At 37.3% G+C, this 26,580-nt stretch carries 25 protein-coding genes and 2 other annotated features; of the genes, 23 read left to right on the top strand and 2 right to left on the bottom strand.

Annotated elements, in window-relative coordinates:
* Positions 1-334: 334 nt before the first annotated feature.
* Both AB9L17_RS17720 and AB9L17_RS17715 read right to left on the bottom strand, forming a co-directional pair.
* Complete coding sequence (locus tag AB9L17_RS17720) at positions 335-1,897, bottom strand: glycoside hydrolase family 10 protein (protein ID WP_068983780.1); 1,563 nt, start codon at positions 1,895-1,897, stop codon at positions 335-337.
* A gap of 696 nt (positions 1,898-2,593) precedes the next feature.
* Complete coding sequence (locus AB9L17_RS17715) at positions 2,594-3,289, bottom strand: VC0807 family protein (RefSeq protein WP_068983779.1); 696 nt, start codon at positions 3,287-3,289, stop codon at positions 2,594-2,596.
* Between the two features lie 668 nt (positions 3,290-3,957).
* Here AB9L17_RS17715 and AB9L17_RS17710 point away from each other — a divergent pair.
* The 23 genes from AB9L17_RS17710 to AB9L17_RS17600 all read left to right on the top strand — a co-directional run bounded on the left by AB9L17_RS17710 (position 3,958) and on the right by AB9L17_RS17600 (position 26,475).
* Positions 3,958-4,404, top strand: a complete 447-nt coding sequence (locus AB9L17_RS17710) for a CoxG family protein (protein ID WP_068983778.1) — start codon at positions 3,958-3,960, stop codon at positions 4,402-4,404.
* 327 nt (positions 4,405-4,731) lie between these two features.
* Positions 4,732-5,400 carry a valyl-tRNA synthetase gene (locus AB9L17_RS17705; RefSeq protein WP_223553547.1) on the top strand — a complete coding sequence of 223 codons (669 nt, stop codon included), beginning with the start codon at positions 4,732-4,734 and terminating at the stop codon, positions 5,398-5,400.
* 277 nt (positions 5,401-5,677) lie between these two features.
* Positions 5,678-5,966, top strand: a binding site (T-box leader).
* A gap of 125 nt (positions 5,967-6,091) precedes the next feature.
* Positions 6,092-8,737 (top strand): valine--tRNA ligase, encoded by a 2,646-nt coding sequence (locus tag AB9L17_RS17700; RefSeq protein WP_068983776.1) that lies wholly within the window; start codon positions 6,092-6,094, stop codon positions 8,735-8,737.
* Positions 8,738-9,099: 362 nt separating this feature from the next.
* Complete coding sequence (locus tag AB9L17_RS17695; RefSeq protein ID WP_263297415.1) at positions 9,100-10,392, top strand: bifunctional folylpolyglutamate synthase/dihydrofolate synthase; 1,293 nt, start codon at positions 9,100-9,102, stop codon at positions 10,390-10,392.
* Positions 10,389-11,642: a bifunctional folylpolyglutamate synthase/dihydrofolate synthase gene (locus tag AB9L17_RS17690; protein ID WP_068983774.1), complete on the top strand. Its 1,254-nt coding sequence runs from the start codon at positions 10,389-10,391 to the stop codon at positions 11,640-11,642. Before AB9L17_RS17695 ends, AB9L17_RS17690 begins: the two co-directional genes overlap by 4 nt.
* 539 nt (positions 11,643-12,181) lie before the next feature.
* Positions 12,182-12,829 carry a hypothetical protein gene (locus AB9L17_RS17685; RefSeq protein WP_068983773.1) on the top strand — a complete coding sequence of 216 codons (648 nt, stop codon included), beginning with the start codon at positions 12,182-12,184 and terminating at the stop codon, positions 12,827-12,829.
* 99 nt (positions 12,830-12,928) lie between these two features.
* Entirely contained in the window at positions 12,929-13,522 is a 594-nt protein-coding gene (locus AB9L17_RS17680; RefSeq protein WP_223553551.1) for a Maf family protein, read from the top strand.
* Between the two features lie 34 nt (positions 13,523-13,556).
* Positions 13,557-14,228 (top strand): RadC family protein, encoded by a 672-nt coding sequence (radC, locus tag AB9L17_RS17675; RefSeq protein WP_083226948.1) that lies wholly within the window; start codon positions 13,557-13,559, stop codon positions 14,226-14,228.
* Positions 14,229-14,950: 722 nt separating this feature from the next.
* A complete protein-coding gene (locus AB9L17_RS17670) occupies positions 14,951-15,970 on the top strand; it encodes a rod shape-determining protein (protein WP_068983771.1) in 1,020 nt (339 codons plus the stop codon).
* A gap of 13 nt (positions 15,971-15,983) precedes the next feature.
* Positions 15,984-16,898, top strand: a complete 915-nt coding sequence (gene mreC / locus AB9L17_RS17665) for a rod shape-determining protein MreC (protein WP_068983770.1) — start codon at positions 15,984-15,986, stop codon at positions 16,896-16,898.
* Entirely contained in the window at positions 16,898-17,422 is a 525-nt protein-coding gene (gene mreD, locus AB9L17_RS17660) for a rod shape-determining protein MreD (RefSeq protein WP_068983769.1), read from the top strand. The genes mreC and mreD overlap by 1 nt, the downstream gene beginning before the upstream one ends.
* 27 nt (positions 17,423-17,449) lie before the next feature.
* Positions 17,450-18,118, top strand: a complete 669-nt coding sequence (gene minC, locus AB9L17_RS17655) for a septum site-determining protein MinC (protein ID WP_223553552.1) — start codon at positions 17,450-17,452, stop codon at positions 18,116-18,118.
* Position 18,119: 1 nt separating this feature from the next.
* On the top strand, positions 18,120-18,917 hold the full coding sequence (gene minD / locus AB9L17_RS17650; RefSeq protein WP_068983767.1) for a septum site-determining protein MinD: 798 nt from the start codon (positions 18,120-18,122) through the stop codon (positions 18,915-18,917).
* A 93-nt stretch (positions 18,918-19,010) separates the two neighbouring features.
* On the top strand, positions 19,011-19,565 hold the full coding sequence (locus AB9L17_RS17645; protein WP_068983766.1) for a M23 family metallopeptidase: 555 nt from the start codon (positions 19,011-19,013) through the stop codon (positions 19,563-19,565).
* Positions 19,537-20,166 carry a stage IV sporulation protein FB gene (locus AB9L17_RS17640; RefSeq protein WP_254660125.1) on the top strand — a complete coding sequence of 210 codons (630 nt, stop codon included), beginning with the start codon at positions 19,537-19,539 and terminating at the stop codon, positions 20,164-20,166. The genes AB9L17_RS17645 and AB9L17_RS17640 overlap by 29 nt, the downstream gene beginning before the upstream one ends.
* Positions 20,167-20,211: 45 nt before the next feature.
* Positions 20,212-20,287 (top strand) — a sequence feature (ribosomal protein L21 leader region).
* Between the two features lie 14 nt (positions 20,288-20,301).
* Positions 20,302-20,610, top strand: a complete 309-nt coding sequence (rplU, locus tag AB9L17_RS17635; RefSeq protein ID WP_036124117.1) for a 50S ribosomal protein L21 — start codon at positions 20,302-20,304, stop codon at positions 20,608-20,610.
* 16 nt (positions 20,611-20,626) lie between these two features.
* Positions 20,627-20,983, top strand: a complete 357-nt coding sequence (locus AB9L17_RS17630) for a ribosomal-processing cysteine protease Prp (RefSeq protein ID WP_068983764.1) — start codon at positions 20,627-20,629, stop codon at positions 20,981-20,983.
* Positions 20,980-21,279 (top strand): 50S ribosomal protein L27, encoded by a 300-nt coding sequence (gene rpmA, locus AB9L17_RS17625; protein ID WP_053484817.1) that lies wholly within the window; start codon positions 20,980-20,982, stop codon positions 21,277-21,279. Before AB9L17_RS17630 ends, rpmA begins: the two co-directional genes overlap by 4 nt.
* 1,175 nt (positions 21,280-22,454) lie before the next feature.
* Positions 22,455-22,982 (top strand): Spo0B domain-containing protein, encoded by a 528-nt coding sequence (locus AB9L17_RS17620; protein ID WP_068983763.1) that lies wholly within the window; start codon positions 22,455-22,457, stop codon positions 22,980-22,982.
* A 5-nt stretch (positions 22,983-22,987) separates the two neighbouring features.
* Positions 22,988-24,277 (top strand): GTPase ObgE, encoded by a 1,290-nt coding sequence (obgE, locus tag AB9L17_RS17615; protein WP_068983762.1) that lies wholly within the window; start codon positions 22,988-22,990, stop codon positions 24,275-24,277.
* Positions 24,278-24,301: 24 nt separating this feature from the next.
* Positions 24,302-24,757, top strand: coding sequence for an ACT domain-containing protein (locus tag AB9L17_RS17610; protein ID WP_053484814.1), 456 nt, complete (start codon positions 24,302-24,304; stop codon positions 24,755-24,757).
* Between the two features lie 428 nt (positions 24,758-25,185).
* Positions 25,186-26,061 carry a prephenate dehydratase gene (gene pheA, locus AB9L17_RS17605; protein ID WP_068983761.1) on the top strand — a complete coding sequence of 292 codons (876 nt, stop codon included), beginning with the start codon at positions 25,186-25,188 and terminating at the stop codon, positions 26,059-26,061.
* Between the two features lie 24 nt (positions 26,062-26,085).
* Positions 26,086-26,475 carry a thiol-disulfide oxidoreductase DCC family protein gene (locus tag AB9L17_RS17600; RefSeq protein ID WP_375199541.1) on the top strand — a complete coding sequence of 130 codons (390 nt, stop codon included), beginning with the start codon at positions 26,086-26,088 and terminating at the stop codon, positions 26,473-26,475.
* Positions 26,476-26,580 lie beyond the last annotated feature (105 nt).

Genomic DNA, 26,580 nt, shown 5'->3' with positions numbered 1-26,580 from the left:
AAAATTTGCACATGAGGATTTATTGCAGATAGACGATTCAACAACATACTTAAGTAAACGTGCAAAATTAAACTCTATCTATTTATTGAACATTGCCTTGATAAGGGGCTAATCAATGTTGCTTTAAAATAAAGTTTGATCAAAAATTCTTCACAAGCCAGCATTTTTCGATAAATAAAAAGAATCCATTTTGAAAAAAGATTGATCAAAATGGATTCTTATCCCTCAAATATAAGATTGGTTTTAATAAAAAAGATCGATTATTTTCTACTAATAGACTTTGAATCTACAGGTTATTCTGGTTTCTCTGGCCCTTCAGGTGTTGGCTTTATTGCTACTGGTAAGGATCTCCGTATTTTAGAACAAAAGCAGTTTTACTTTCCACACCTGTAGCAGATATAGACTTTATACCATATGTGTATACTTTACTATTATTTGCAATAGTATCTACATAAATAGTATTACCTTGTGTGTTATAAACCACGTCTACTATATTTTTAACGTCTTCATATGATCCTTCTTTTGTTCCATCAAATCGGTATATTACATATTTCCTTGGTTGAGTACTATTTTCATCTGTAATAGTAAGCTTCATGCCGAAAGACTCTTTACTCAATTTAACATCAGTTGGACATAAAGGTATTGCAGAGCCTTTCCAATAAATTGTAGGTGTTAAAGCTTTATAATTGTATAGTTGCTGATTTAGATAAGAAGCATATCCAAGAGCGTTATTGTTAATACTTCTTAGAGAAAAATGCATTTGTCCTTGAGCATTTTTATTTGCTCTGTTGGCGATTACTTGGTTGACAAGTTCCGTCTTATTATTCCATGCAGTATCAGAATCATTTCCAACTTTATGATTGGCCATGCCAATATATAAATTAACTGGATGGACTTTTGCGTACGTTTGAACTTCTCTTCCCCACCAATCTAATAAAACAGAGTAATTTGCTGCTTTATGATTTCTGGACCAATAGATTTGAGGAGCAATATAATCGATACTTCCATCTTTAATCCACTGTCTTGTATCAGCATAAAGATCATCGTAGTTACTCATTCCATTCGTATTACTACCAGTAGAATCTTGCCCTTTGTTTCGCCAAATTCCAAACGGAGATATTCCATATTGAACATGAGGTTTAATTGCCTTAATGCTTGCATAAACCTTTTTTACTAATTGATTAACATTATTTCTGCGCCAGTCTTCAATATTCTTGAATGAGCCACCATACTTTTTAAAAGTTTGTTGATCTTGAAAAGTCTCTCCTTTTATTTTATAAGGATAGAAGTAATCATCCATATGTACAGCGTCGATATCATAGTTGCTTACTAATTCTTCTATGGTTGATAATAAGTAATTTTGAACTTCCGGCAAACCAGGATCTAAATAGTATTGTTTACCGTATTTCACTACCCAATTAGGATTTTTACGGGCTACATTATCGGCAGCAAGATTAGTCAAAGATTGCGAAGGCATAGTGACCCTATATGGGTTTACCCAAGCATGAAGTTCTAATCCTCGCTTATGTGCTTCGTCTAGCATTATTTGCAATGGATCAAAACCCGGATTAGTCCCTTGTGTATTGCCTGTTATATACGATGACCATGGAGCAAGCTTAGACGGGTACAGTGCATCATTTAATGGCTTAACTTGAAAAATAACTGCATTAAAGTTATCAGCTTTTAATTTGTCTAAGGTACTTTGAACCCATTGAGTATATTGGGTTTTACTCATACCTGCCTTCATATCAATATTAGATACTGTTGCAATCCAGGCTGCACGCATTTCATTTTGAGGTAGTGAATTAGCTGAAGCCTTTTGATTTGTAAATACAGGGATAAGTAAAAGTAAAACAAAAAAAGTTACTAAGCACTTTCCAAAAAAATTTTTAAACATAAATAATGAAATCTCTCCTTTTAATTCTCAGCTATTAAAAACCTAGCTGTTACTATAACCTAAGTAAATACCATTTAGAGCCTATTCTATAAAAGTAGGAACTGATTTATCCTTCCAAAAAGTGTCTTACAGTAATTTGGTCTGTAGCATTTTGTCGGTAGGACCCTCTATTGGTAATTTCAATTGTTTGCGAAGCTCGTTGGAAAATTTTATTCTATTTCTTCGCTAACTATATAATACCACAAACCCCCAATTATTCTCCCTTCACCGGTAAATTCCATTTATTTATATTCTTGACGCCAATTTTATGAGAGCGTTGAATAGCAACCATTTGGTCAATTGTTAAGTTCGTTTGATAAAGTGGACCATACGGTGGAAGGATTGGAAGAAATTCTTTACAAGATAAGGATCAGTTTTAACATAAATGTCCAATAAAAAAATCATCTCAAAGGATAACTAAAGAGATGATTTTTATCAATCTTTATTATAAACAATCAATCTTTTTTACAAAGCTACAATCAATGTTGAGGACGTAACTCATTTACATTTGCGGGAATATCTAAGGCAATGCCAAGAGAAAAGGAATAAACTCAATCAGCTCAATCATTTTTCTTGTTAGGGCCTTCTATAACTACTTCGTTGATGCCCTATTTTTATTAAACGAAAGCCCCTGTTAGGAGAAGAAGAAAATAAAGCCTATTCAACAGTTGCGTTTGATTGTTGGAGAGCTAGATTATTGTTGTCTTGTAATTTATTTTGTTGCTGAGCAAAAAAGTTTCGTACTGGGACATTTATATAAAAGAACATACCTATAAGTAAAATCGAGAAAGCCCAACCTGCGATTTGCTTATATATCAACATGCCACCATAACCATCAATTCCGTATTTTTGGAGTAGGTATACTGTTAATCCTGCCATAAAAAGTCCTCTTATGATGAAAATAACCTGAATAAATTGAAACCATTTAAAGATGCCTTTTTGAAAAAATAATGCTCGGCTCTCCATTCGTGCATAACCTTGCAAATATACAAAATCAACAGCAAAATATAAAGAAAGAGGACGCTTAATCATTAGCGTAACAATATAAAGAAATGTATAGAAGAGACTTAGATATACACCATTCCAAATCATTTGCTCTGCTGAACCTGATAGCAAATTAACCGTCGTACCTAGTGTTAGAGAGCATAAAATTAATAAGCCTGTAATGTTAAATTGCTTATCTAAAATAAAGCGGTAAATGGTATAAACAATCCCGGGAATGGTTGAAATTAGCATTGCTGTATAATCACCTAAAGGCTCTCTACCAAAATTCCATATAAAATAAGGTAATACTGCATAAAAAATCAACTCGAATAAAATTAATATTTTGTTTGAACGTTGTTTTTTCACCATATTTCCCTCCATTTATCCCTATTCAGCTTGCGCCTTTTAATACTTATAGAAGATTAAACTACATAATTTTGCCCAATAGTTGAACAAGCTAAAATATTGTTCTTAAACTTAATTGCTATGTTGTTTTAATGACTGAATAATCGGACATTTCGTTCTAGTATACTACATTTATACATATTAGGTAATATGAACAGGTATGACTAGCAAGAAAGATTTACTGTTACAGCAGGGTGAGACGATGAAGTCTAAACCTCCACTAATCTAATCATTGGCTTATCCATGATAAAACACTTCGTAAACCTGTTTAATTGCTCTATTAGTTAGATAGCTGAAAAAGCAGCAGTACATAGGTAAAAATATGAAATTCCTTAAAGGTAATAATTTTATACAGATAATTACATAGTGGAAAGTAGGTGTCTGCAAAAGTGAAACAGCGATCAACATACTCTACGTGAAAGTAGCATGTAAATAGAGAGCAACAACTCAAAGTCTCACTTTAATACAGCTATGGATTTATCTTGAATGGATTTTCTGAATTTTGTAAATCGGAAGACGAGCGTTTTTACTGGAAGATTTTTTTTTGTCAAAATTAAAACTTTCAGCATAGCCAAATTGTGGGCGAAATCGTTTATAATATATCTATTCATAAAAGAAAGTAGTGAATTGATATGGCAACAGGCACACACATAGTCGAAGTACCCGTAGGAATTGAAAATGTATGGGATTTCGTCAGTGATATGGAAAAATGGGCAAAGCTTGTCCCAGGTTATAATGCACATGAAATGATTGATGAAAAACATTCAACATGGACGTTTAAAGGTAACGTCGGTGTTCTGAAAAAAACAGTTGAAGTAGAAATTACTATTTTAGAGTGGTTAGCACCTACTAAAGTAACTTTCGAATTAAAGGGACTTTCTGATAACTTTTCAGGGAACGGTTATTTCCTTGCAGAAAGTATTGATGCAGATCATACAAAAATGACAGGCTATTTAGAAGTAAAGGCAGGAGGATTAGCTGGTCCTGTTTTAAATCCAATCTTTAAGCCAATCGTACCAAAAGCAACACAAATGTTAACAGATCGTGTAGCAAATAAAATTAAATTGGTGAATGTATAATAAAGCTGTTAAACCAACAGTAAAATGGCATGCTAGAAGTATTTTCTAGTATGCCATTTTTAATGAAAAAATAAAAATTTCTACGTGAACTTTTGTAAGCAATTATATTAGTTATCAAGAAGGGATGAGCGTCGAAAAACCTTCTTGATCATCAGTACCCTTATTTACTATTCTTATAGCATATTAATCTCCGAAGCTTCATATGATGCAAGGGGAGGGATTATTATCGAACACAAAACTTGGAATATGAGTGAAACTTTCTGTTTTCCTGGTTATGGCTGCCCAACAGAAATAGCAGCTGTGCAAATTAAACCGAGGTGGCAGACAATGCAGCTAGAAGATTCACTAAGATTAATGGGTATTTATCACATCACTGCACATGTTCGCTTTGATTTTCGAGACATGCAAGCTTTCATGGATGATGAAGAATTAGTACAAATTGATACACTTGATATTCAAGGAGATACTGGGTATTTTGAGTATGCAGTTCCTTTAAATGTGGATTTACCTAGGGATTCTGCTATTGAAGATTTAATGGTCAAGGATATTCGACCTACACTGACAAATCAAATGTGTCAGCTCGAATGGACGGTTACAAGTATTTTTAATGAGCATGAGCAAACATTTGAAAAAGCTCATGTTTTAGAAGAACAGTCTATCGCTGTAAATGCTTCAGCCCAAATAGAGAAGGTTACGCTTGTAGAAGAAACAGCGCAAGTAAAACAACCTGCAGCTGTAGTTGCTTCGATACAAGAAGAAAAATCAAAAGCTGTAACATTTTCAGCACAAAAGGAAAAGTCTGAAGCTACAGTAGCTTCAGCCAAAAAAGAAAAAACTACATCGATTGAGCAAAAAACAGTGTTGAGAGAATCCTCAAGTCATATTGTAGTTCGTGAGTCTAGCTCTTGGCATGAAGTTCCATCAATGATTTGGGATTTAACGGAAGACTATACACCGCTAAAGGTTCGTGTTTTAAATAATATCATTCAAAAGTAAATAGCATAGAAGTAGCAAGAGCAATAGGATGATGAAATCACCGGATGTTGGAATAATGATGACACGTATAAATTGAAAAGCACAAATTGGCACGATGATCGTTCTACAATAAAAACGAACTTGTCGTATCCATGGTGGTAAAAGCCAGGGATTATACTTACGTCGTCGCATTTGAATTTTCACTTCCTTTTCTACTTACTTTGTAGTGCTTCCTAAAAAATGACTAAATCACTTGAAAAATTGTACGATTCTGCGGTACAATGTGAAAAAGTCGAATATAGATGCTATGACAGGGAAGAGTAAATTAATAGTACATTTTAAGAGAGGAAACGGTAGCTGAAAAGTTTCTATATGTACCTAATTGAATGTAGCCCTCGAGCAGCTTTAGTGAACTAACAGTAGTTAAAGCCGGTTAAACACCGTTACCGAATTGAGAGCCAGTAGTAAAAGGCTTAAGCAAAGTAGTGCATGCTATTTCCTGATGGAATGTGTGTAAAGTGACTGCTTAACTCGCCTCTGCTGGAATTAAAGGTGGTACCGCGAATTTAAACTCCTTCGTCCTTTTAGACGTTAGGAGTTTTTTTATTTTCATTAAATCTTCTGGTCAATGTGCCTCGGTATGAGACATAAAACAGAATGATTGGTACGATCTCACATTGGTGAAACTAATGAATCAACTGGAGGAGTCAAAATGACAGAAAACATCTCAATGCCAACAAAATATGATCCGCTGTCCATTGAAGCGGGTCGTTATGAATGGTGGTTACAAGGGAAATTTTTCGAGGCACAGCCTACGAGTGAAAAGGAACCTTATTCAATCGTTATTCCACCACCGAATGTAACAGGTAAACTACATCTTGGTCATGCTTGGGATACAACGTTACAAGATATTTTAATTCGTATGAAGCGCATGCAAGGGTATGATGCACTTTGGTTACCTGGAATGGACCATGCAGGTATAGCGACACAAGCAAAAGTAGAGGCTAAACTGCGTGAAGATAATATTACACGTTATGATTTAGGTCGTGAAAAATTCCTCGAAAAAACATGGGAATGGAAAGAGGAGTACGCTAGTCATATTCGCGACCAATGGGCGAAGCTTGGCCTTGCATTAGATTATTCTCGTGAGCGTTTCACACTTGATAAAGGTCTTTCCGATGCAGTTAAAACCGTGTTCATTCAATTATATGAAAAAGGTTTAATCTATCGTGGTGAACGTATTATTAACTGGGACCCTGCTGCGAAAACAGCGTTATCAGATATTGAAGTTATCTATCATGATGTTCAAGGTGCTTTCTATCACATGAAATACCCATTAGCTGATGGCTCAGGATTTGTGGAAGTAGCGACAACACGCCCTGAAACAATGCTAGGTGACTCGGGAGTAGCAGTTCACCCGAATGATGAGCGTTATCAACACTTAATTGGTAAAACAGTTATTTTACCAATTGTTGGTCGTGAAATCCCTATCGTAGCAGATGACTACGTAGATATGGAATTTGGTACTGGAGTTGTAAAAATGACACCGGCACATGATCCAAACGACTTTGAGGTTGGGAACCGCCACAACTTAGAACGTATTCTTGTAATGCATGAAGATGGTACAATGAACGAGCTTGCTGGCAAGTATAATGGTATGGACCGTTTTGAATGCCGTAAGCAAATTGTAGCTGATCTACAAGAGGCAGGCGTGCTTATTCGCATTGAAGAGCATACCCATTCAGTAGGTCACTCTGAACGTTCTGGTGCTGTTGTAGAGCCATATCTTTCAGCACAATGGTTCGTAAAAATGCAACCACTTGCTGATGCTTCACTTGCGCTTCAACAAGATGAAGAAGGAAAAGTAAACTTCGTACCATCTCGTTTTGAAAACACATATTCTCGCTGGATGGAAAATATCCGTGACTGGTGTATCTCTCGCCAATTATGGTGGGGTCATCAAATCCCAGCATGGTATCACAATGAAACAGGTGAGATTTACGTAGGAAAAGAAGCGCCAGCAGATGCAGAGAATTGGACACAAGATGAAGACGTATTAGATACATGGTTCTCTTCAGCGCTATGGCCATTTTCAACAATGGGTTGGCCAGATGAGACAAATGAAGAATATAAACGTTACTATCCAACAAGCACACTTGTAACTGGTTATGATATTATTTTCTTCTGGGTATCTCGAATGATTTTCCAAGGTCTTGAATTTACAGGTCAGCGCCCATTCAAAGATGTATTAATTCACGGTTTAGTACGTGATGGTGAAGGACGCAAGATGAGTAAATCACTTGGCAATGGTGTAGACCCTATGGACGTTATTGATCAATACGGTGCCGATTCATTACGTTACTTCTTAGCTACTGGATCATCACCTGGTCAAGATTTACGCTATACAACTGAAAAAGTAGAAGCTGTATGGAACTTCTCTAATAAGATTTGGAATGCCTCTCGTTTCGCTTTAATGAACATGGAAGGTATGACATATGATGAAATCGACTTAACTGGTGAAAAATCAGTTGCCGATAAATGGATTCTTACTCGCTTGAATGAAACAATTGAACGTGTAACATCTCTTGCAGAGCGCTACGAATTTGGTGAAGTTGGCCGCGAGCTGTATAACTTCATTTGGGATGATTTCTGTTCTTGGTATATTGAAATGGCGAAATTACCGTTATACGGTGATGATGAAGCAGCTAAGAAAACAACTCGTTCTATTTTAGCTTATGTTTTAGATCAAACGATGCGTCTATTACACCCATTCATGCCATTCATTACGGAAGAAATCTGGCAGCACTTACCTCATGAAGGTGAATCAATCACAGTGGCAGCATGGCCAACTGTACGTGAGGATCTTCATTTTGCAGAGGAAGCAGACAATATGAAGCTCCTAATGGATATTATACGTTCAGTACGTAATATTCGTGCGGAAGTTAATACACCAATGAGCAAAAAAGTGCCGTTATATATTTCAGCGAAGGATGCTACAACGGTTACAGTACTTGAAGCCAATAAAGCGTACTTAGAAAAATTCTGTAATCCAGAATCACTAACAATTGGAGAAGGTTTAGAGGCTCCTGGTCAGTCAATGACAGCAGTAGTAACTGGAGCTGAGCTATTCTTACCGCTTGTTGGACTTATTAATCTAGAAGAAGAAATTGCTCGTCTTGAAAAAGAATTAGAAAAATGGGCAAAAGAAGTGAAGCTTGTAACTGGTAAATTATCGAATGAGAAATTCGTGTCTAAAGCGCCGGAAGCATTAGTTAATGCGGAGCGTGAAAAATTAGCCGATTACGAAAGTAAACATGCGATTGTATTAAAACGTTTAGAAGAACTAAAAAATATGTAAATAGGAAACAGCGGATGATGAAAAGTCATCCGCTGTTTTTATATGCGCCAAAAGATATACATTATAGGGAATGTATTTTTAAAACAATTCATTATACCCGTTGTTGAATAGTATGGTTCGCTAATTAATTACCAGTTGATGGTAAATTGTCGGAATTTCGTAATTATTATAGCGAAAGGTATTTTTATCTCGGATGAACGGGCAGTAATTTATCGTATCGAAAGCAAAGAGGCAGGTACAAGACGCCCACCTCAAAATTCAGTGAAATGGTGTAAGTAAACAAGAGTTTTTTTCGAAATATATGTGTATTGGGCATCACTTGTACTAAAATAGAGATATTGTAGTAAGAGGGAGTGTTTCTTTTGTTTAAATCGATGAAAGAATGTACAGATTTTATTTTTATGTTAAAGGCAGTTGATCATAAACGGGCACCACTTGTATTGATGCGAGAGGTACTGGAGATTCTAGGTAACCCGCAGGACAAGCTACGCGCTATTCATTTAGCGGGTTCAAATGGTAAGGGTTCAACAGTGAATGCACTAAGAGAAATGCTACAACATGCTGGCTACAAAGTTGGTGCCTTTACTTCACCTCATTTAGAGTGTGTCAATGAACGAATAACTATTAATGGAAATCAAATTTCTGATGCGCAATTTTTACATTATATGAACAAAGTTTCTACTATTATTGAGACACATTATAAAGGTGAATATCCAAGCTTTTTTGAAGTCGTGACACTTATTATGTTCCAATACTTGGCGGATGAAGAAGTGGATATTGTACTGATTGAAACAGGACTTGGTGGACGTTTAGATGCAACGAATGTCGTTACGCCACTTATTTCAATTATTACAACGATTTCACTAGAACATACTGCGTTTTTAGGAGATACATTAGCAAAGGTAGCATTTGAAAAGGCAGGAATTATTAAAGAAAGTGTACCAGTTGTTGTCGGGGTTAAAAGTGAAGAGGCACTTACTGTTATCCAGGAGATAGCAAATGAGCGTCATGCGCCATGCTTTGTTTTAGGAAAAGATTTTACGGTTGAAAACATTGTGCAAAGTGCTAATATACAGCTCTTTAATTACCAAAAAGCAAATGTAGAGATGGTAGATGTCCCAGTAAAAATGGCCGGGCCACATCAGATAGATAATGCAAGTCTAGCGATTACAGCTATCCTCGTGTTAAGAGAGAATGGAGCAATTGACATTTCAGATGAGTCAATTCGTCAAGCATTGGCGATCGCTCAGTGGGCAGGACGTTTTGAGCAATTATCTGGCAATATAGTACTAGATGGAGCGCATAATTCAGAAGGAACAGCTGCAATAATTCAAACACTTAAAACGGTATATCCACATCAAAACTATCGATTTATATATGCAGCATTGTCAGATAAAGATCATGCGAATAGTATTGCTTTAATGGATAGTATTGCTACATCAATAGCATTTACACAAATTGAACTGCCGAATGCTATGCCTGCTGAAAAATTAGCTTCATTATCGACAAATACGAACAAAACGTATAGTGTGGATTGGCGTGAAATGGTTCAAACAGTGCTACATCAAAGAAATGATGAGGATATTATAGTCATTACAGGTTCATTGTATTTCATAGCTGAAATACGACAATGGCTACAGGGGGAACAACGATGATCCCCAAATTTAATAGTTATAAAGAAAAATGGAATGTTTTAAGCGATGATGTTATTAAGCCTGGTCTAACTGCAATTGAAGAGGCATTGGCACGAGTAGGTAATCCAGAGAAAAAATTGCGAGTCGTGCATTTTGCAGGGACTAATGGTAAAGGCTCGACTCTTACATTTCTAGAATCAATCGCCAAAGAACATGGCTTACGTGTTGGTAAATTTATGTCTCCTTGTATTTTGGACGTACATGACCAAATTCAAGTAGAGGGCCGAGCAATTACGGAAGCGGAAATGAATCGGGTATTCCAACAAATGCAGGCAGCTGGACTTAGTGGGAAATTAACAGATTTTGAACTTTTAACTGTTGTAACATTTTTACATTTTGTTGCGAGTAATGTAGATATTGCCCTTATTGAAGCAGGGATGGGGGGCTTACTTGATAGTACAAATGTGGTTACACCAATTGTGTCAATCATCCCGAGTATCGCATTAGAGCATACGAATTTTTTAGGAGATACGATTGAAAGTATTGCCCGCCATAAAGCCGGAATTATTAAGCCGGATCGTCCAGTTATTATCGGTGAGTTGCCGTTAGAGGCAAAGAATATAGTTTATCAGGAAGCTAAAAAAATACATTCATCCGTTTTTGAGTTAAATCATCAGTTTTATGTGGAGCAGAGAAATGATGGAGAGAGTTATGTGCATAATGATAATGGCTTCCGTATTACAGAGCTCATACGCACAATGAAGGGAGCACATCAGGCGAATAATATGGCACTTGCTATTACAGCCTTTTTTGAAGTGGCGACCACATGTAGGATACAAGTTAGTAAAGAGGCTATTCAAAAAGCTGTGGAAAACGCAACCATTTTAGGACGCTTTGAAGAAATTTTGCCTTATATTTTTTTAGACGGTGCTCATAATCCGGCGAGTGCTGAGAAATTAATAGAAACGATAAAACATGAGTTCCCAGAAGAGCAGATTTCTTTTGTCATTGGCATTCTTGCTGATAAAGCTGTAAAAGAGATATTGCTTCAGTTTGAGCAGGTAAGTGATTATTTTTACTTTGTTGATTTCAGTAATTCTCGTGCGATGGCTGCTCAAAAAATGCTTGAGCTGTCCAATGCTTCTCATAAAGCAGTGTTAGAAGATTATGTTCAATTTTTACAACGACAGTCAGAAAGTAAGTCGAGAACTATTGTAACGGGTTCGTTGTATTTATTAACTGAAGTACGTAGTAGATTAAAAAATGTATAATATGTAATTTCTAGTGAAAATCAGGTTCTCATTATAAAGAGAGGCCCTGATTTTCTTTTTTATTGTGTGAACGGTAGGGCTTTTTTGCAGATTAGTTATTCCAAGGTCATTGGGACAAATAGGGTTCATTATAATTCTCCTATTACTATTACTATTAAAATTCTGATATCCTCTCTCGGATTTCTTCAAGCACTTTTCCCTAATATGTTTCTATTTCCTCTATTACATTTTGATTGGAGAGTTTTTCTTGGTGAAAGCTAATGGTTGTTTTGTGACTTGCCCGTTTTTCATTAGATTAGAGAGGCTATAAACGGTTTTATCTAGTTTATGTTTCGCAAAAAGGGAATTCGATGGTAAAAAATTTGGATACAAAATATTTAATTTTTATGATAAACCTCAAAAACCACTACTAAATCAAAATGAAGTAAATTAGCATTTACACATACTTTTATACATATACTTATATCAAATTGTAGTCATAAACAGTCTTGTCTTTTTATAGATAGGCTTTGATACGTGAAGGAAGAGGTGATGGACGAATGAAAATTGTCAGTCAGGTCATGAAAAAACAAATATTTCGTGCGATGTTTATTGGAGGAGTAGTGGGACTTTTTGGTGTAGCTATTTTTTTAGGTGTTCTTCAAGCGAGCACTCAATTTTCTTTGGAAAATAATGGCGGTGATATAGCCAGTAATAGTAATAATAAAAATACAGACGCAGAAACAATTCCGACAGCAGGTGAAGCGATGGATGGAACTATGTTTTTTGCAAGTCAAGCGGGGGTTTATTCAAATTATGAAAGTGCAAGCTCGTTTGTAGCTGAACACCCTTCATTAAAAGAGAGTGCCATTGTCGAGGTTGATGGGAAGTTTTACGTTTGGACAAGTATGGTAACCGATGAAAGTCAGCTAGTCTTTTTAAAAGATCCTCCCACATTTAAAAAAGCATTTAGTGTAAGTAGTGACAGCTGTAAGGAGGCTACGATTGCAGAGCTACCATCTGTGCTAGCTGACAAAAAGGCAACAAAATTAAATTTTAAGGATAATTCGAAGGATTCTACACTCCCTGCTGATTGGCAATCTATTGGTGCGGCAGCCTCTTCAATTTCAAACGATATTAGCATCATTCGTTTACATGTTTTTGCCCATTACAAATCGAAAAATACTTGTCTTCAAGTGAAGTTTTAAGCATGAAAGATGGCAAAATAAGCATTATCTTGATTTTTTGAAAATTTTCAAAACCTAAATTCTCCGTTATGATAACTAATAAGGAGGAATGGTCAGATAATGTTTAATACAAATCACAAGCTAGTGCTCGCTTCTGCCTCACCTAGACGAAAGGAATTGCTTGCAATGCTATCACTTCCATTTGACATAATCACCAGTGAAGTAGAAGAGACAAGTGTCCAGGCAACTACAATGCAAGATTATGTAAAAGGTGTAGCTCTATTAAAAACAAGGGATGTGGCAAAAAAAGCGCCAAATGCAACGATTATTGGAGCAGACACTATTGTTGTTTATGATAATAAGCTACTTCATAAACCAACAGATCGTGAGGAGGCAATTTCTCACTTATTACGTTTATCAGGCAAGCATCATGCGGTCATGACAGCTGTTGCCATTATTGAGCCTGACGGTAATGAAACAACATTTATCGAGGAGACAAATGTTGTCTTTCATCATTTATCGCAGGAGCTGATCGAAGCATATGTAGATTCGGGAGACCCATTTGATAAAGCAGGTGGTTATGGCATTCAAACTGCTGGTACACTTTTAGTTAAGCGAATTGAAGGAGATTATAACAATGTTGTCGGCTTACCACTTGCAGCGTTGTTTACGCATTTGGTAGGTCTCGATATTATCCAATTTGCGAAGGAGTGAGGCTTTTTTGCCAAATGATGTTTTACCAAGAATGATGATACGAGACGTTAATATACAGGATCGACCTCGTGAAAGACTACTGCGACAAGGGGCAATGAGTTTATCGAATCAGGAGCTACTGGCCATTTTACTAAGGACAGGCACTAAAGAAGAGTCTGTACTTGTACTTGCAAATCGCATACTAAGTGTTTTTGAGCGTTTACATTATTTAAAACATGCAACTATAGAAGAAATGGTTGCGATTAAAGGGATTGGTGAGGTTAAAGCCATTCAAATATTAGCAGCCATTGAACTTGGTAGACGTCTTGCTCAGAAACAAAGCGATGAAAAATATACGATACGTTCACCGCAAGATGCCGCCGCCTATTTAATGCCTGATATGACCTCACTGAATCAAGAACATTTTGTAGTTCTTTTTTTAAATATAAAAAATCAAATTATTCATAGGCAGACGATTTTTATAGGCAGTCTAAATGCTTCAATCGTCCATCCTAGAGAGATATTTCGCGAGGCTGTAAAGAGATCTGCGGCTTCGATAATTTGTGCGCATAATCACCCCAGCGGCGTGCCGACCCCCAGTGAAGAGGATATTGAAGTGACGAAACGAATCTTAGAGGCTGGATATATTATGGGCATTGATTTGATTGATCACCTTATCATCGGCGATCATCAATTTATTAGTTTGAAAGAAAAAGGATATTTTTAGAGGCTGGGACAGAACTCGATTATTTTGAAAAATAGCGAAAATAGGTAATAACTTTTTTGCTTTAATGAGTAGAGTGTTCCTTCCTAAATCAAAAAAATGTTAGACCGATGCAATCGGTCTAACATTTTTCTTTTTGTCCTAGCCTCTTTTTTATGACTTAGTCTATATAAAATAAAAATAGCTGGTTCTATGTAGGGGGATTCGCAGGAACATTCAAAAGAAACGGGTAGAACATCAAAAAGAGAGAATATGGAATGCTTTAGAAATCCCTCGCGTTGTTCGCATCTTAACATTTGATGTTGCTTCAAATCTCTTCGTTACTTTAAAAATAAATATTTTTGTATTTTTTTGCGAAAAACTAAAATGAAAGCGAACCTTTTTTTAAATAAAACGTTATTGTACTCGTAGAAATGTCTATAATATTCACAAAAATTGGTAGCCTATTACACGTTGTCTTACAAGAATAAAAATTATATGCTAATCTATACGTACTATTTTTAGTTTAGGAGGGAATTAAAATAGTATCTTTTCCGCGAGAAGAGCATGTAGCACTATAAATTCTTGCGTTTATCCGTTATAATGAACGGTATGATTTTATCTTTATTCAGAAGAAGCCTCTCACTTCAACAGGTGTGAGATGATTGAGTGTGTAGTTTTTTCACGCGCAGGAGTGTAGATGATGTCAACGAAAGTATGGCTTAAATAGAAAGGGAGTACACAAATTGTTTGGATTAGGAAGTAAAGATGTCGGGATTGACCTCGGCACAGCGAATACATTAGTGTTTATTAAAGGGAAGGGAATCGTTTTACGCGAACCTTCAGTCGTAGCGAAAAATACAAAAACTGGAGATATCGTTGCAGTTGGTAATGATGCCAAAAATATGATTGGTCGTACACCTGGTTCAATCGTAGCAATCCGTCCTATGAAAGATGGCGTTATTGCTGACTTTGATATTACTACAGCAATGATAGGATACTATTTAAAAGAAGCTTGTAAAAATTCTGGTGGAAATTGGAAAAAGCCGAATGTTATGATTTGTGTGCCTTATGGTATTACATCGGTTGAACAACGTGCGGTTATTGATGCTGCTCGCCAAGCAGGAGCTAAAGAAGCATTTACAATTGAAGAGCCATTTGCAGCAGCAATCGGTTCTAACTTACCAGTTTGGGATCCAACAGGGTCAATGGTCGTTGATATCGGTGGTGGTACAACAGAGGTAGCTGTTATATCATTAGGTGGTATTGTAACAAGTGAATCCGTGCGTGTTGGCGGGGATGCAATGGACCAATCCATCATTTCGTATATTCGTAAAACATATAATTTAACAATTGGTGAACGTACTGCAGAAGCAGTGAAAATGGAAATTGGTACAGCGTTGGCTGAGGGTCCAGAAAGTAGAATGGACATTAGAGGACGCGATCTTTTAACAGGTTTACCTAAAACAATCGAAATTTCTTCACAAGAAATCTCTGAATCTTTACGTGAAGCGGTATCATCAATTATTGATGGCGTTCGCAAAACACTTGAACAAACACCTCCTGAATTATCTGCAGACGTAATGGAACGCGGAATTGTTTTAACAGGTGGTGGTGCGCTATTAACAAATTTAGACAAAGTTATTAGCCAAGAAACGAATATGCCAGTATTTATCGCAGAAGATCCACTGGACTGTGTTGCTATTGGTACAGGTAAGGCTCTAGAACATATTGATTTAATCCGTTCACAACAAGTTAAAGGGTAAGGAGGTTTAGGCAATGCCACATTTTTTTTTCAATAAGAAATTAATTTTGCTGCTTGTAGGCATGGTTTTTCTTGTGGCATTGATTAGCTTCTCATTACGTGATCGGACGAATGCAACTTTACCAGAGCAAATTATTAAAGATACTGTCGGCGTCGCACAATCTATTGTTGCGAAGCCGGCGAATTATATTGCAGGTGTTTTTAATAATATTGATTCCCTCTTAAACACGTACGAAGAAAATAAACGTTTAAAAGCACGCTTAGAAGAATTTGCAGCTGTACAAGCTGAGGCTACGGAATTAAAATCAGATAATAAAAAGCTTCGTGAGCTTCTCGACAAATCAGAGAGCTTAAAAGAATTTAATCCGATTCATGCCACAGTTATTGCTAGAAATCCTGACCAGTGGGAAGAAAAAATTATTTTAGATAAAGGTTCTTCACACGGTGTAGAAAAAAATATGGCAGTTATGACAGCGAAAGGGTTAGTCGGTAAAGTTACAGTAGTGACACCTTTCACTTCTGAGGTAGAGCTTTTATATACAAGTAATCCAAATTATCGTGTTTCTGCGATGGTTTTAGGAGAGACTGAAGCATACGGTTTAATTGAGGGCTTTGATAAAGAACGTAATGAACTCATTATGAAGCGAATCGATTCAAGTTTACCAGTTAAAAAAGGTCAGCAAGTAGTTTCATCAGGACTTGGGGGTATTTTCCCAAAGAATGTGCCAATCGGAGAAATTACTGAAGTAAGTACAGATGATTTTGGCTTAACAAAAATGGCCTATGTAAAACCATCTGCAGATTTTTCAATTTTAGACTATGTTGTTATTGCTAAACGCTCCACTACTGTGGTAGATGGATCTGATGGTAGTGCAACGAACGAGGATTTAACACATCCACCAGAGGCGAGTAAAGAGGAGGAAAAATAATGGTTCGATTTCTCATCCCCTCTGTGGCGGTTTTACTATTTTTACTAGAACCAGAGTTTGCTATGCTTTCACCCATTGAAATCAAAGGACAAATCTATTATTTAGTGCCAAGATTTTTAATCTTATATTTAATATTTATTTCCATCTATTACAGCCGTCAGAGAGCGGTAATGTATGGACTTTTTTTTGGTGTCTTGTATGATGTCTTTTACATTGATATTATTGGATTATATTCAGTACTGTTTCCGCTTATTTGTTTTTTAGCAGGGTCTATTGTGAAAATTATTCATCAGCACTTAGTTGTGACAACGACGATTTCAGTTGTTTTAGTAGCGATTTTAGAATTTATACTCTATCAATTCTTCTATCTTATCGACTTTACATCGATCCCATTATCGGATTTCTTACGTTCACGACTATTACCAACGATCATTGCTAATGCACTATTTTTAATGATTCTTGGTTGGGCCTTCAAATATCTAATTAATGCGCGTGTCTTACAGAGAGCACGTGAAGTTTCTTAACAAAGAGCAACGTGGGGTGAGGCATTCATGAAAAAACAGTTGGTTAATATGAAGGGAACAAAGGATGGATTTGTTCTTCATTTAGACGATCAATGCGCGTATGTCGATTTAGTAGAAGAGCTTAAAAAGAAAGTTTCAGAAAGCGGTATCGATAGCAAAGTAGATGTACAATTATATTTAGGTTATCGATACTGTTCTGATGAACAAATCAAAGAGCTTATTAAAATTGTTCAAGAAACAGAGCAATTAATCGTCTCAAAGGTGCAAAGTGAAGTACTGACTGTCCATGAGAGCGACCAGAAAAGGATTGAAAGTCAACAAGATACATATTTAGGTGTGGTCAGATCTGGTCAAATTCTGCGTTCGCCAGGCGATATTATTATCGTCGGGAATGTCAATCCGAATGGACGTGTAGAAGCTGGTGGCAATGTGTATGTCCTAGGTAAACTCAAAGGGATTGCACATGCTGGGGTTCATGGTAATAAAGAAGCGATTATTGCAGCATCTCGCCTTGAAGCTACACATATCATGATTGCTGATCAGGTTCAGGTAATGTCAGACGAACATGTAAAAGCAAAAAATCAGGAAGAGATGACTTGTGCATTTATCGGCTATGATGGGCGCATTACGTATGATCAAATTCACGCGTTAAAAAATATTCGACCATTGTTAAATGTGTCTAAGGGAGGAAGCTAGTGTGGGAGAAGCAATCGTCATAACTTCAGGTAAAGGCGGTGTCGGAAAAACAACGACCGCGGCTAACCTTGGGACTGCATTGGCTCTACAGGGTAAAAAAATATGTCTAGTAGATACGGATATTGGTCTACGTAATTTAGACGTAATTTTAGGCCTTGAAAATCGTATTATTTATGATTTAGTAGATGTTATTGAAGGGCGCTGTAAGATTCATCAAGCGTTAATAAAAGATAAACGTGTAGATGAGAAACTATTTTTATTACCTGCTGCTCAAACGACAGATAAAAATGCTGTTAATCCTGAGCAAATGAAGAGCTTAGTAGAGGAATTAAAACGAGACTATGATTATGTCTTAATAGACTGTCCAGCAGGCATTGAACAAGGCTATCGTAATGCTGTTGCTGGTGCAGATCATGCAATTGTCGTAACAACACCAGAAATCTCTGCTGTACGTGATGCAGATCGAATTATTGGCTTGCTTGAACAGGAAGAAATCACGGCTCCTAAACTAATTATTAACCGTATTCGCCAACATATGATGAGAAGCGGCGATACTTTGGATGTGAATGAAATTACAACACATTTGTCTATCGATCTATTAGGGATAATTGTAGATAGTGAAGGGGTTATTTCGTCTTCCAATAAAGGTGAACCTGTAGTGATGGATCCAACTAACAAAGCCTCTCTAGGCTATCGTAATATTGCCCGTCGAATACTTGGGGAATCTGTGCCACTTATGTCAATTGAAGATGAACATAGAGGTGTATTCTCAAAACTTAAAGCGTTATTTTCAAGATAATCTTAAACCTTTTCGTGCATTAGTACGAGAAGGTTTTTTTCTTGTGCATGAATGGACATGCGGCCTCATATAGTGTGAAAAAAGGGTGAGGGCTTGTTTAAGAAATGGAGATGGTTAGTCACAATATTACTTGTGGCTGCAATTATGCTTGTAATTCGTTTAGAGGATCAAGGTATATTGGAAACACCTGTGCGAAAACTTGTTACAACATCAGCAGATTTAACTTATTTAAGCGAGCTCGGACAAAGCTGGCTAAATAAAGAGGAGGAAACCATTTTAGTATCAAGTGATGTTGGGCAAACTGAACTATTAACATTTGCCGATGCGCAAGTTTTTAAGGAGGGCTTTTTATTGCAGTATGATGCTGGTCTTCCAGTGTATGCTGGGCAGAATGGTCTTGTTGTTTTCACTGGTCATACAAAATATACTGGTAAAACAATGACGATTAGCTATGATGATGGCACCACAGTTTCCTATGGGATGCTTGATAGTTTAGCGCAACTGCCGTATACAACAGTACAGGCAAATGATTTAATCGGCATGAAAGAGGCCGGACAACTCTATATCTCGATTGAAAAAGATAAGACATCTTATAGTTTAGAGCAGGTTGTACAGTGGCTTGAAACAGCGGCGTCCAATGAAAATTAAACTGCATCTTCTATGTATCCCTTTCGTATTTATAATGATTTTTAGTGGTCAAATTGCTTATTATGCTATTATTTTATCTTCGTTACTATGGCATGAAGCAGGTCATGTGTTAGCTGCAATGATTTGTGGTGTTAAGGTAAAATCATGCGTTATAACACCTTATGGAGGGGAAATAGAATTTGAAAATCCAGCGGTTGTGCCAGCTACGTCACTCCTTTGGATTGCCTTAGGGGGACCAATCGCTACAATATTAGGGATTGGCCTTGCTTTTTTTATGCCTGAACTACTTGCTGCAAAGCTCATCAATGCACAACTTGTGCTATTAGCAATCAATGTATTACCGATTATTCCATTGGACGGTGGCAGAATACTTTTAGCGTCTTTATTTTTAGTCTTTCCAAGTGTTCGGGTATTTGAATATTACTACTGGCTATCTCTTGCAATTGCGACTATACTACTCATGATAACTTTATATTACCTCCCACAATCTATTTTTTTAGCAATTCTATGTTTATTTATATGGCTTCAAGCGTTAAAAGAATGGAATTATCGAAAATATCGTTTAGCATTTGAGAAATATGTAATGAATAGATTGACTTAAAATAAATCGTGTGGTAATATCTTAATGTTATTGTTTGTAGCACCTGTGCTACTACAACCGCACTGGAAAGGTTTAAGTATCGTATGATCACCTTTATAAACAGGCGAGTCTGAGTCTATGAGGAGGTGCAGTAAAATGTACGCAATTATTGAAACTGGTGGTAAACAAATCAAAGTAGAAGCTGGTCAAGAAATCTATGTTGAAAAATTAGGTGTAGAAGCTGACGAGGTTGTAACTTTCGATAAAGTTTTATTCGTTGGTGGCGAAAACGTTAAAGTTGGAGCTCCATTCGTAGAAGGCGCTACTGTAACAGCTAAAGTTGTTAAAGAAGGCCGTGCGAAAAAAATCGTTGTTTTCAAATTGAAAGCTAAAAAGAACTACCGTCGTAAACAAGGTCACCGTCAACCTTACACAAAATTAGTTGTTGAAGCTATCAACGCTTAATTGTGAGGTGTAACGAATGATACAAGTTACGATTCATCACGATGAAAATAGACATGTGTCAGCATTCGAATTTTCAGGACATGCTGAATACGATGAATCTGGTAAGGATTTAGTATGTGCAGGAGCATCTACCATTGCCATAGGTACGGTGAATGCTATTTATGCACTATTACAATTACAGCCAGAAGTCGAACAAGCTGCTGAAGGTGGAGGCTATCTTAAGGTAGATTTACCATCAGATTTAGAGCCTGAGATTGATGCAAAACTACAGTTAATTGTCCAAGTAATGACTGCCCAAGTGTATTCTATGGTGCAAAATTACGGACAATACATCCAAATCAACTACAACCAAGTAGGAGGTGGAACACGATGAAATTATTATTAGCATTAGACCTTCAACTTTTCGCATCTAAAAAAGGGGTAGGTTCTACTAAAAACGGACGTGACTCTGAGTCAAAACGACTTGGTGCTAAACGTGCTGATGGCCAATTCGTAACTGGTGGTTCAATTCTTTACCGTCAACGCGGTACAAAAATTTACCCAGGTACAAACGTAGGTCGTGGTGGTGACGATACACTATTTGCTAAAGTTGACGGCGTTGTTAAATTCGAACGCTTAGGTCGCGATCGCAAACAAGTATCTGTTTACCCAGCATCACAAGAAGCTTAATCTTTAAAAAAGATAAACATAAAGCGTAGGACTGCATTTATTGCAGTCCTTTTTTTGGCTAAATTTCAACTTAGTTCAGTGGGCGTCCAAACATCCGCTGAAATATGGAACTCAGTCTAAGAACGCTACGTCCTGTGGCAACGACTGAGTGACCAACATCATGCTGTGTTGCCGCTATGCTGTCGCGCAGTTAAAACCCTTTTGCTGTCGCTTCGCTTTCGAACGGACAAAAAAGTTAGCACTACGCTTTCGCACAAAAAACATTTGTTGCTGTCGCTACGTTAACACTACGCTTTCGCACATAAAACATTTGTTGCTGTCGCTGCGTTAGCACTACGCTTTCGCACAAAAAACATTTGTTGCTGCCGCTACGTTAGCACTACGCTTTCGCACAAAAAACATTTGTTGCTGCCGCTACGTTAGCACTACGCTTTCGCACAAAAAACATTTGTTGCTGCCGCTACGTTAGCACTACGCTTTCGCACAAAAAACATTTGTTGCTGCCGCTACGTTAGCACTACGCTTTCGCACAAAAAACATTTGTTGCTGCCGCTACGTTAGCACTACGCTTTCGCACAAAAAACATTTGTTGCTGCCGCTGCGTTAGCACTACGCTTTCGCACAAAAAACATTTGTTGCTGCCGCTGCGTTAGCACTACGCTTTCGCACAAAAAACATTTGTTGCTGCCGCTGCGTTAAGCACTACGCTTTCGCACAAAAAACATTTGTTGCTGTCGCTACGTTAGCACTACGCTTTCGCACAAAAAACATTTGTTGCTGTCGCTGCGTTAAGCACTACGCTTTCGCACAAAAAACATTTGTTGCTGCCGCTGCGTTAAGCACTACGCTTTCGCACAAAAAACATTTGTTGCTGTCGCTGCGTTAGCACTACGCTTTCGCACAAAAAACATTTGTTGCTGCCGCTACGTTAGCACTACGCTTTCGCACAAAAAACATTTGTTGCTGCCGCTACGTTAGCACTACGCTTTCGCACAAAAAACATTTGTTGCTGTCGCTACGTTAACACTACGCTTTCGCACATAAAACATTTGCAGGCCTAAGCACAAAGCCGATTTCGGACACAATTATACCGAGGAATAATTGATAAAGATTTAAGGGAAAAATACAGCAAAACTTGTTATACTAGTAAGGATAACTTTATTGGAGTGAATGGGATGAACAATCAATCACTAACCATTAGTGAAGTATTACGTTTTGCAAATCATGATTATGTGAATCAGCTCCAGCTTATTCGCATGAATTTAGATTTAGGTAGAATTGATGAATCAAAAAAACTTATTCAAAATTATTCGGAACAATTACAAGCACTTTCTATCCTTAATCGTCTACAATTACCGCAAACAATCGAGTGGCTGCAAACAGCAGGCTGGCGCTATCAATCATTACCAATGAAACTTAGCGGTGAGATAAAAAAGCCCGTCACAAATAATATTGATACGGAAATTGTAGATTACTTAAACAAAACAGTTATGCATGTTTATGATACATTAGATCCATTTACAGAGCAGAGCTTAGCGCTCGATGTACGTGTTGACGATCATACATTTGCCGTGACATTCACGCTAAATGGGCTATGGAGTGCTGATGCATTCACCGAAAAAGGTTTGAAACAATTAGACATTCAAACAATTGAACAGACGAATACGTGCTGGCAATATGTATTGAATGCAAATAGGGAGTGAACTAAATGTTTGTCGATCACGTTAAGATTTATGTAAAAGGTGGCGACGGTGGTGACGGAATGGTTGCCTTCCGCCGAGAAAAATATGTACCGAATGGTGGTCCAGCCGGTGGTGACGGTGGACACGGTGGTAACGTAGTATTTCAAGTTGAAGAGGGTTTGCGAACATTAATGGATTTTCGCTATAAACGCCACTTCAAGGCTGACCGTGGTGAGCATGGTATGAGTAAAGGAATGCATGGTAAACGTGCAGAGGATTTAATCGTTAAAGTACCACCAGGCACAGTTGTTATCAATGAAGAAACAAATGCCGTAATTGCTGATTTAGTCGAGCATGGTCAAACAGCTATAATTGCCAAAGCTGGTCGAGGTGGACGAGGAAATTCCCGCTTTGCAACACCAGCAAATCCAGCTCCAGAACTTTCTGAAAAAGGTGAGCCAGGACAAGAATTAAATGTTATATTAGAGTTAAAAGTTTTAGCGGATGTGGGACTAGTAGGTTTCCCAAGTGTTGGTAAATCAACGCTTCTATCTGTTGTTTCTGCTGCTAAGCCAAAAATTGGTGCTTATCATTTCACAACGATTGTTCCAAATTTAGGGATGATTGAAACGGATGATCATCGTAGCTTTGCGATGGCAGATTTACCTGGACTTATTGAAGGAGCTCATGAAGGAGTGGGCTTAGGCCATCAGTTTTTACGACATATCGAGCGTACACGTGTTATTGTCCATGTAATTGATATGTCTGGGATGGAAGGTCGAGATCCATACGAGGATTATTTAACGATTAATGAAGAGCTAAAACAATATAATCTTCGTTTAACAGAGCGTCCGCAAATTATTGTGGCAAATAAAATGGATATGCCAGAAGCAGAAGAAAACTTAGAGGAATTCCGCAAAAAAGTGGGAGAAGACATTCAAATTTTCCCGATTTCAGCAATTTCACGTCAAGGCTTAAAAGAGTTACTATTTGCCATTGCTGATTTACTGGAAGTAACGCCTGAATTCCCTCTATACGATGATTTAGAAGAGCAATCAGATGCAACGGTAATGTATAAACATGAAGGAAAAGGTGAAGATTTCGAAATTACTCGTGATGATGATGGTGCATTTATCATTAGTGGTTACGCAATTGAACGCCTATTTAAAATGACTGACTTCAGCCGTGAAGATGGTATTCGCCGTTTTGCTCGTCAATTGCGTGCAATGGGCGTGGATGAAGCACTACGCGAACGTGGAGCACAAGATGGCGATACAGTTCGTCTGCAAGAGTTTGAATTTGAATTTGTCGATTAAGACAAGAGTTTTAGGGGGAAGCGTATGAAGAATGTTGCGAATCAGCGATATTATTTAGTTCGTGAAGATGTTTTAACGGATGCTATGCAAAAAACTTTGGAGGCGAAACACTTACTGTCAAGTGGTTCGGTATCTTCCATTTGGGATGCGGTAAAGCAGGTGGATTTATCGCGTAGTGCGTTTTACAAATATCGTGATGCTGTATTTCCTTTTCACTCAATTGTGCAGGAACGCATTTTAACAGTCTTTTTACAGCTTCAGGACCGTAAAGGAACACTTGCAAAGCTTTTAGAAACAGTGACAATTACGCATTGCAATGTACTGACTATCCATCAAACTATACCGATTCAAGGACGTGCCAATGTTACGTTGTCATTAGATGTAACTAGCATGACATGTGAACTTGATGATTTAATACAGCAACTCAAACGTTTAGATTTTGTAGAGTCTGCGGAAGTAATTAGTTCTGGTGCATTGTAGTAACTGTTGATAGTAATAATTAAAACCATAATTTATAAGCAAGCTTGAATTATTGACAAATGTAAACAGCCGTGTTTAATTTGCAGATTGAATTCAACTATAAAAGCACTAGCAAATATGTTATAAAGCTCAAAAAGGAGCAGTCCCACATGATGTAATACTGTCTGATGGGACAGCTCCTTATTCTATAACTAAAGAGTAAAAAAAGTCGTTGTATAGAACAAGCAAAGAGACGGATAGAACATTCATAAAGGGTCGGGCAGTCACCGACATGTGTTGAGAACTTCGCACGTACCTAACATTCTATGTAGTACCATAAAATTAATTTTCTGAAAAATAGAAATGTTAAATCTTTTATTTGCAAATATTACACACAGTAAATTAAACTCAAACTTTATACTACAATTGTAGTGAGGGAGGTAAATATCATGACAAAAGAACAATGGGAAAAACGAATTGGCTATTTAGGGCCGGAAGCATCATTTACATACTTAGCGACTAAAGCCACCTTTCCAACTGAGTGGCTTGTCCCTTGTGCTACAATTCCAGAATGTATTGAGGCAGTAGCAAAGGGGAAGGTAGATTTAGCAGTTGTACCGTTGGAAAATGCTTTAGAAGGCTCCGTTCCTTTAACGCTCGATTATTTATTTCATGAGGCAACACTATATGTTACAGGGGAGCTTCAGTTGAAAATACAGCAGCATTTAATGGTCAATCAAGAGCAGAAGAACAATTGGGAATCAATTAATGGAGTTTACTCACATCCACATGCGCTAGCACAATGTCATAAATACTTATTTTATCGATTCAGCCATGTTCCGTTACATCAAACGACATCAACAGCGGCAGCGGCAAAATATGTATCCGAAAATCCAAGCGAATGTATTGCGGCAGTTGGTAATGCAGCTGCGGCAGAAAAATATGGCTTAGAAATTGTTCAAGATAATATTCATGATTTCCATTTTAACCATACTCGTTTTTTCGTATTATCTAAGCAAAACATACGATTACCGCAAGAATTATCGGATGGACAGGCAAAAACAACTTTCATGATAACATTGCCAACGGACCGTTCGGGGGCATTACATCAAGTACTATCAGTATTTGCATGGCGACAGCTAAATTTAAGTAAAATCGAATCACGACCATTAAAAACGGGCTTAGGTGATTATTTCTTTATGATTGATGTATTGGCAGATGAAAAGGAGCCTATGATGCGTGGGGCCATGGAAGAACTAGCTGCACTTGGTTGCAAGGTGAAGTCACTTGGTACATACTTTACTTATCTAACGTCAGAAGAGTAACCAAAGTGGCTAGGAGGAATCATTGTGGGCGGCATTATTTTGTTTGACGGAGTATGCAATTTTTGTGACAGTAGTGTGCAATTTATTATCAAACATGATCAGGGAGCCTATTTTCAATTTGCCTCAATCCAAAGTGATGTAGGGCAGGCATTACTTGCACAATACGAAGTACCTGAAAATATAGATAGTGTCATATTATTTGAACATGGAAAGGCATATTTTGAATCTACAGCTGCACTTAAAATCTGTCGGAGATTAGGTAGTTTCTGGCCAGTCTTCTATGTTTTCATCCTGATCCCATCATTTATACGGAATATGATGTATCGAATATTTGCAAAAAATCGGTATCGCCTTTTCGGTCAAAAAGAAATGTGCTTATTGCCAACGCCTTCACAGCGTAAAAGGTTTCTCTAACTTTGAAGAGGCTGGGACAAAAAGAAAAAATGTTAGACCGATTGCATTGGTCTAACATTTTTTTGATTTAGGAAGGAACACTCTACTCATTAAAGCGAAAAAGTT

Origin of the sequence: Lysinibacillus sp. RS11, from assembly GCF_042019215.1 — a bacterium.
GTDB classification, from domain to species: Bacteria; Bacillota; Bacilli; order Bacillales_A; family Planococcaceae; genus Lysinibacillus; species Lysinibacillus xylanilyticus_A.
Note: the sequence above shows the minus strand (reverse complement) of the source record. Positions and strands in the feature narration are given on the sequence as shown.

Excerpts from the sequence above, each read along its gene's own strand:
- AB9L17_RS17680 (WP_223553551.1), top strand. The coding sequence starts at position 12,929 with ATGTTTAATACAAATCACAAGCTAGTGCTCGCTTCTGCCTCACCTAGA.
- pheA (WP_068983761.1), top strand. The coding sequence starts at position 25,186 with ATGACAAAAGAACAATGGGAAAAACGAATTGGCTATTTAGGGCCGGAA.
- AB9L17_RS17630 (WP_068983764.1), top strand. The coding sequence starts at position 20,627 with ATGATACAAGTTACGATTCATCACGATGAAAATAGACATGTGTCAGCA.
- minC (WP_223553552.1), top strand. The coding sequence starts at position 17,450 with ATGAAAAAACAGTTGGTTAATATGAAGGGAACAAAGGATGGATTTGTT.
- radC (WP_083226948.1), top strand. The coding sequence starts at position 13,557 with ATGATACGAGACGTTAATATACAGGATCGACCTCGTGAAAGACTACTG.
- rplU (WP_036124117.1), top strand. The coding sequence starts at position 20,302 with ATGTACGCAATTATTGAAACTGGTGGTAAACAAATCAAAGTAGAAGCT.
- AB9L17_RS17700 (WP_068983776.1), top strand. The coding sequence starts at position 6,092 with ATGACAGAAAACATCTCAATGCCAACAAAATATGATCCGCTGTCCATT.
- AB9L17_RS17710 (WP_068983778.1), top strand. The coding sequence starts at position 3,958 with ATGGCAACAGGCACACACATAGTCGAAGTACCCGTAGGAATTGAAAAT.
- mreD (WP_068983769.1), top strand. The coding sequence starts at position 16,898 with ATGGTTCGATTTCTCATCCCCTCTGTGGCGGTTTTACTATTTTTACTA.
- mreC (WP_068983770.1), top strand. The coding sequence starts at position 15,984 with ATGCCACATTTTTTTTTCAATAAGAAATTAATTTTGCTGCTTGTAGGC.
- AB9L17_RS17720 (WP_068983780.1), bottom strand. The coding sequence starts at position 1,897 with ATGTTTAAAAATTTTTTTGGAAAGTGCTTAGTAACTTTTTTTGTTTTA.
- rpmA (WP_053484817.1), top strand. The coding sequence starts at position 20,980 with ATGAAATTATTATTAGCATTAGACCTTCAACTTTTCGCATCTAAAAAA.
- AB9L17_RS17610 (WP_053484814.1), top strand. The coding sequence starts at position 24,302 with ATGAAGAATGTTGCGAATCAGCGATATTATTTAGTTCGTGAAGATGTT.
- AB9L17_RS17685 (WP_068983773.1), top strand. The coding sequence starts at position 12,182 with ATGAAAATTGTCAGTCAGGTCATGAAAAAACAAATATTTCGTGCGATG.
- obgE (WP_068983762.1), top strand. The coding sequence starts at position 22,988 with ATGTTTGTCGATCACGTTAAGATTTATGTAAAAGGTGGCGACGGTGGT.
- AB9L17_RS17620 (WP_068983763.1), top strand. The coding sequence starts at position 22,455 with ATGAACAATCAATCACTAACCATTAGTGAAGTATTACGTTTTGCAAAT.
- AB9L17_RS17705 (WP_223553547.1), top strand. The coding sequence starts at position 4,732 with ATGCAGCTAGAAGATTCACTAAGATTAATGGGTATTTATCACATCACT.
- AB9L17_RS17690 (WP_068983774.1), top strand. The coding sequence starts at position 10,389 with ATGATCCCCAAATTTAATAGTTATAAAGAAAAATGGAATGTTTTAAGC.
- AB9L17_RS17715 (WP_068983779.1), bottom strand. The coding sequence starts at position 3,289 with ATGGTGAAAAAACAACGTTCAAACAAAATATTAATTTTATTCGAGTTG.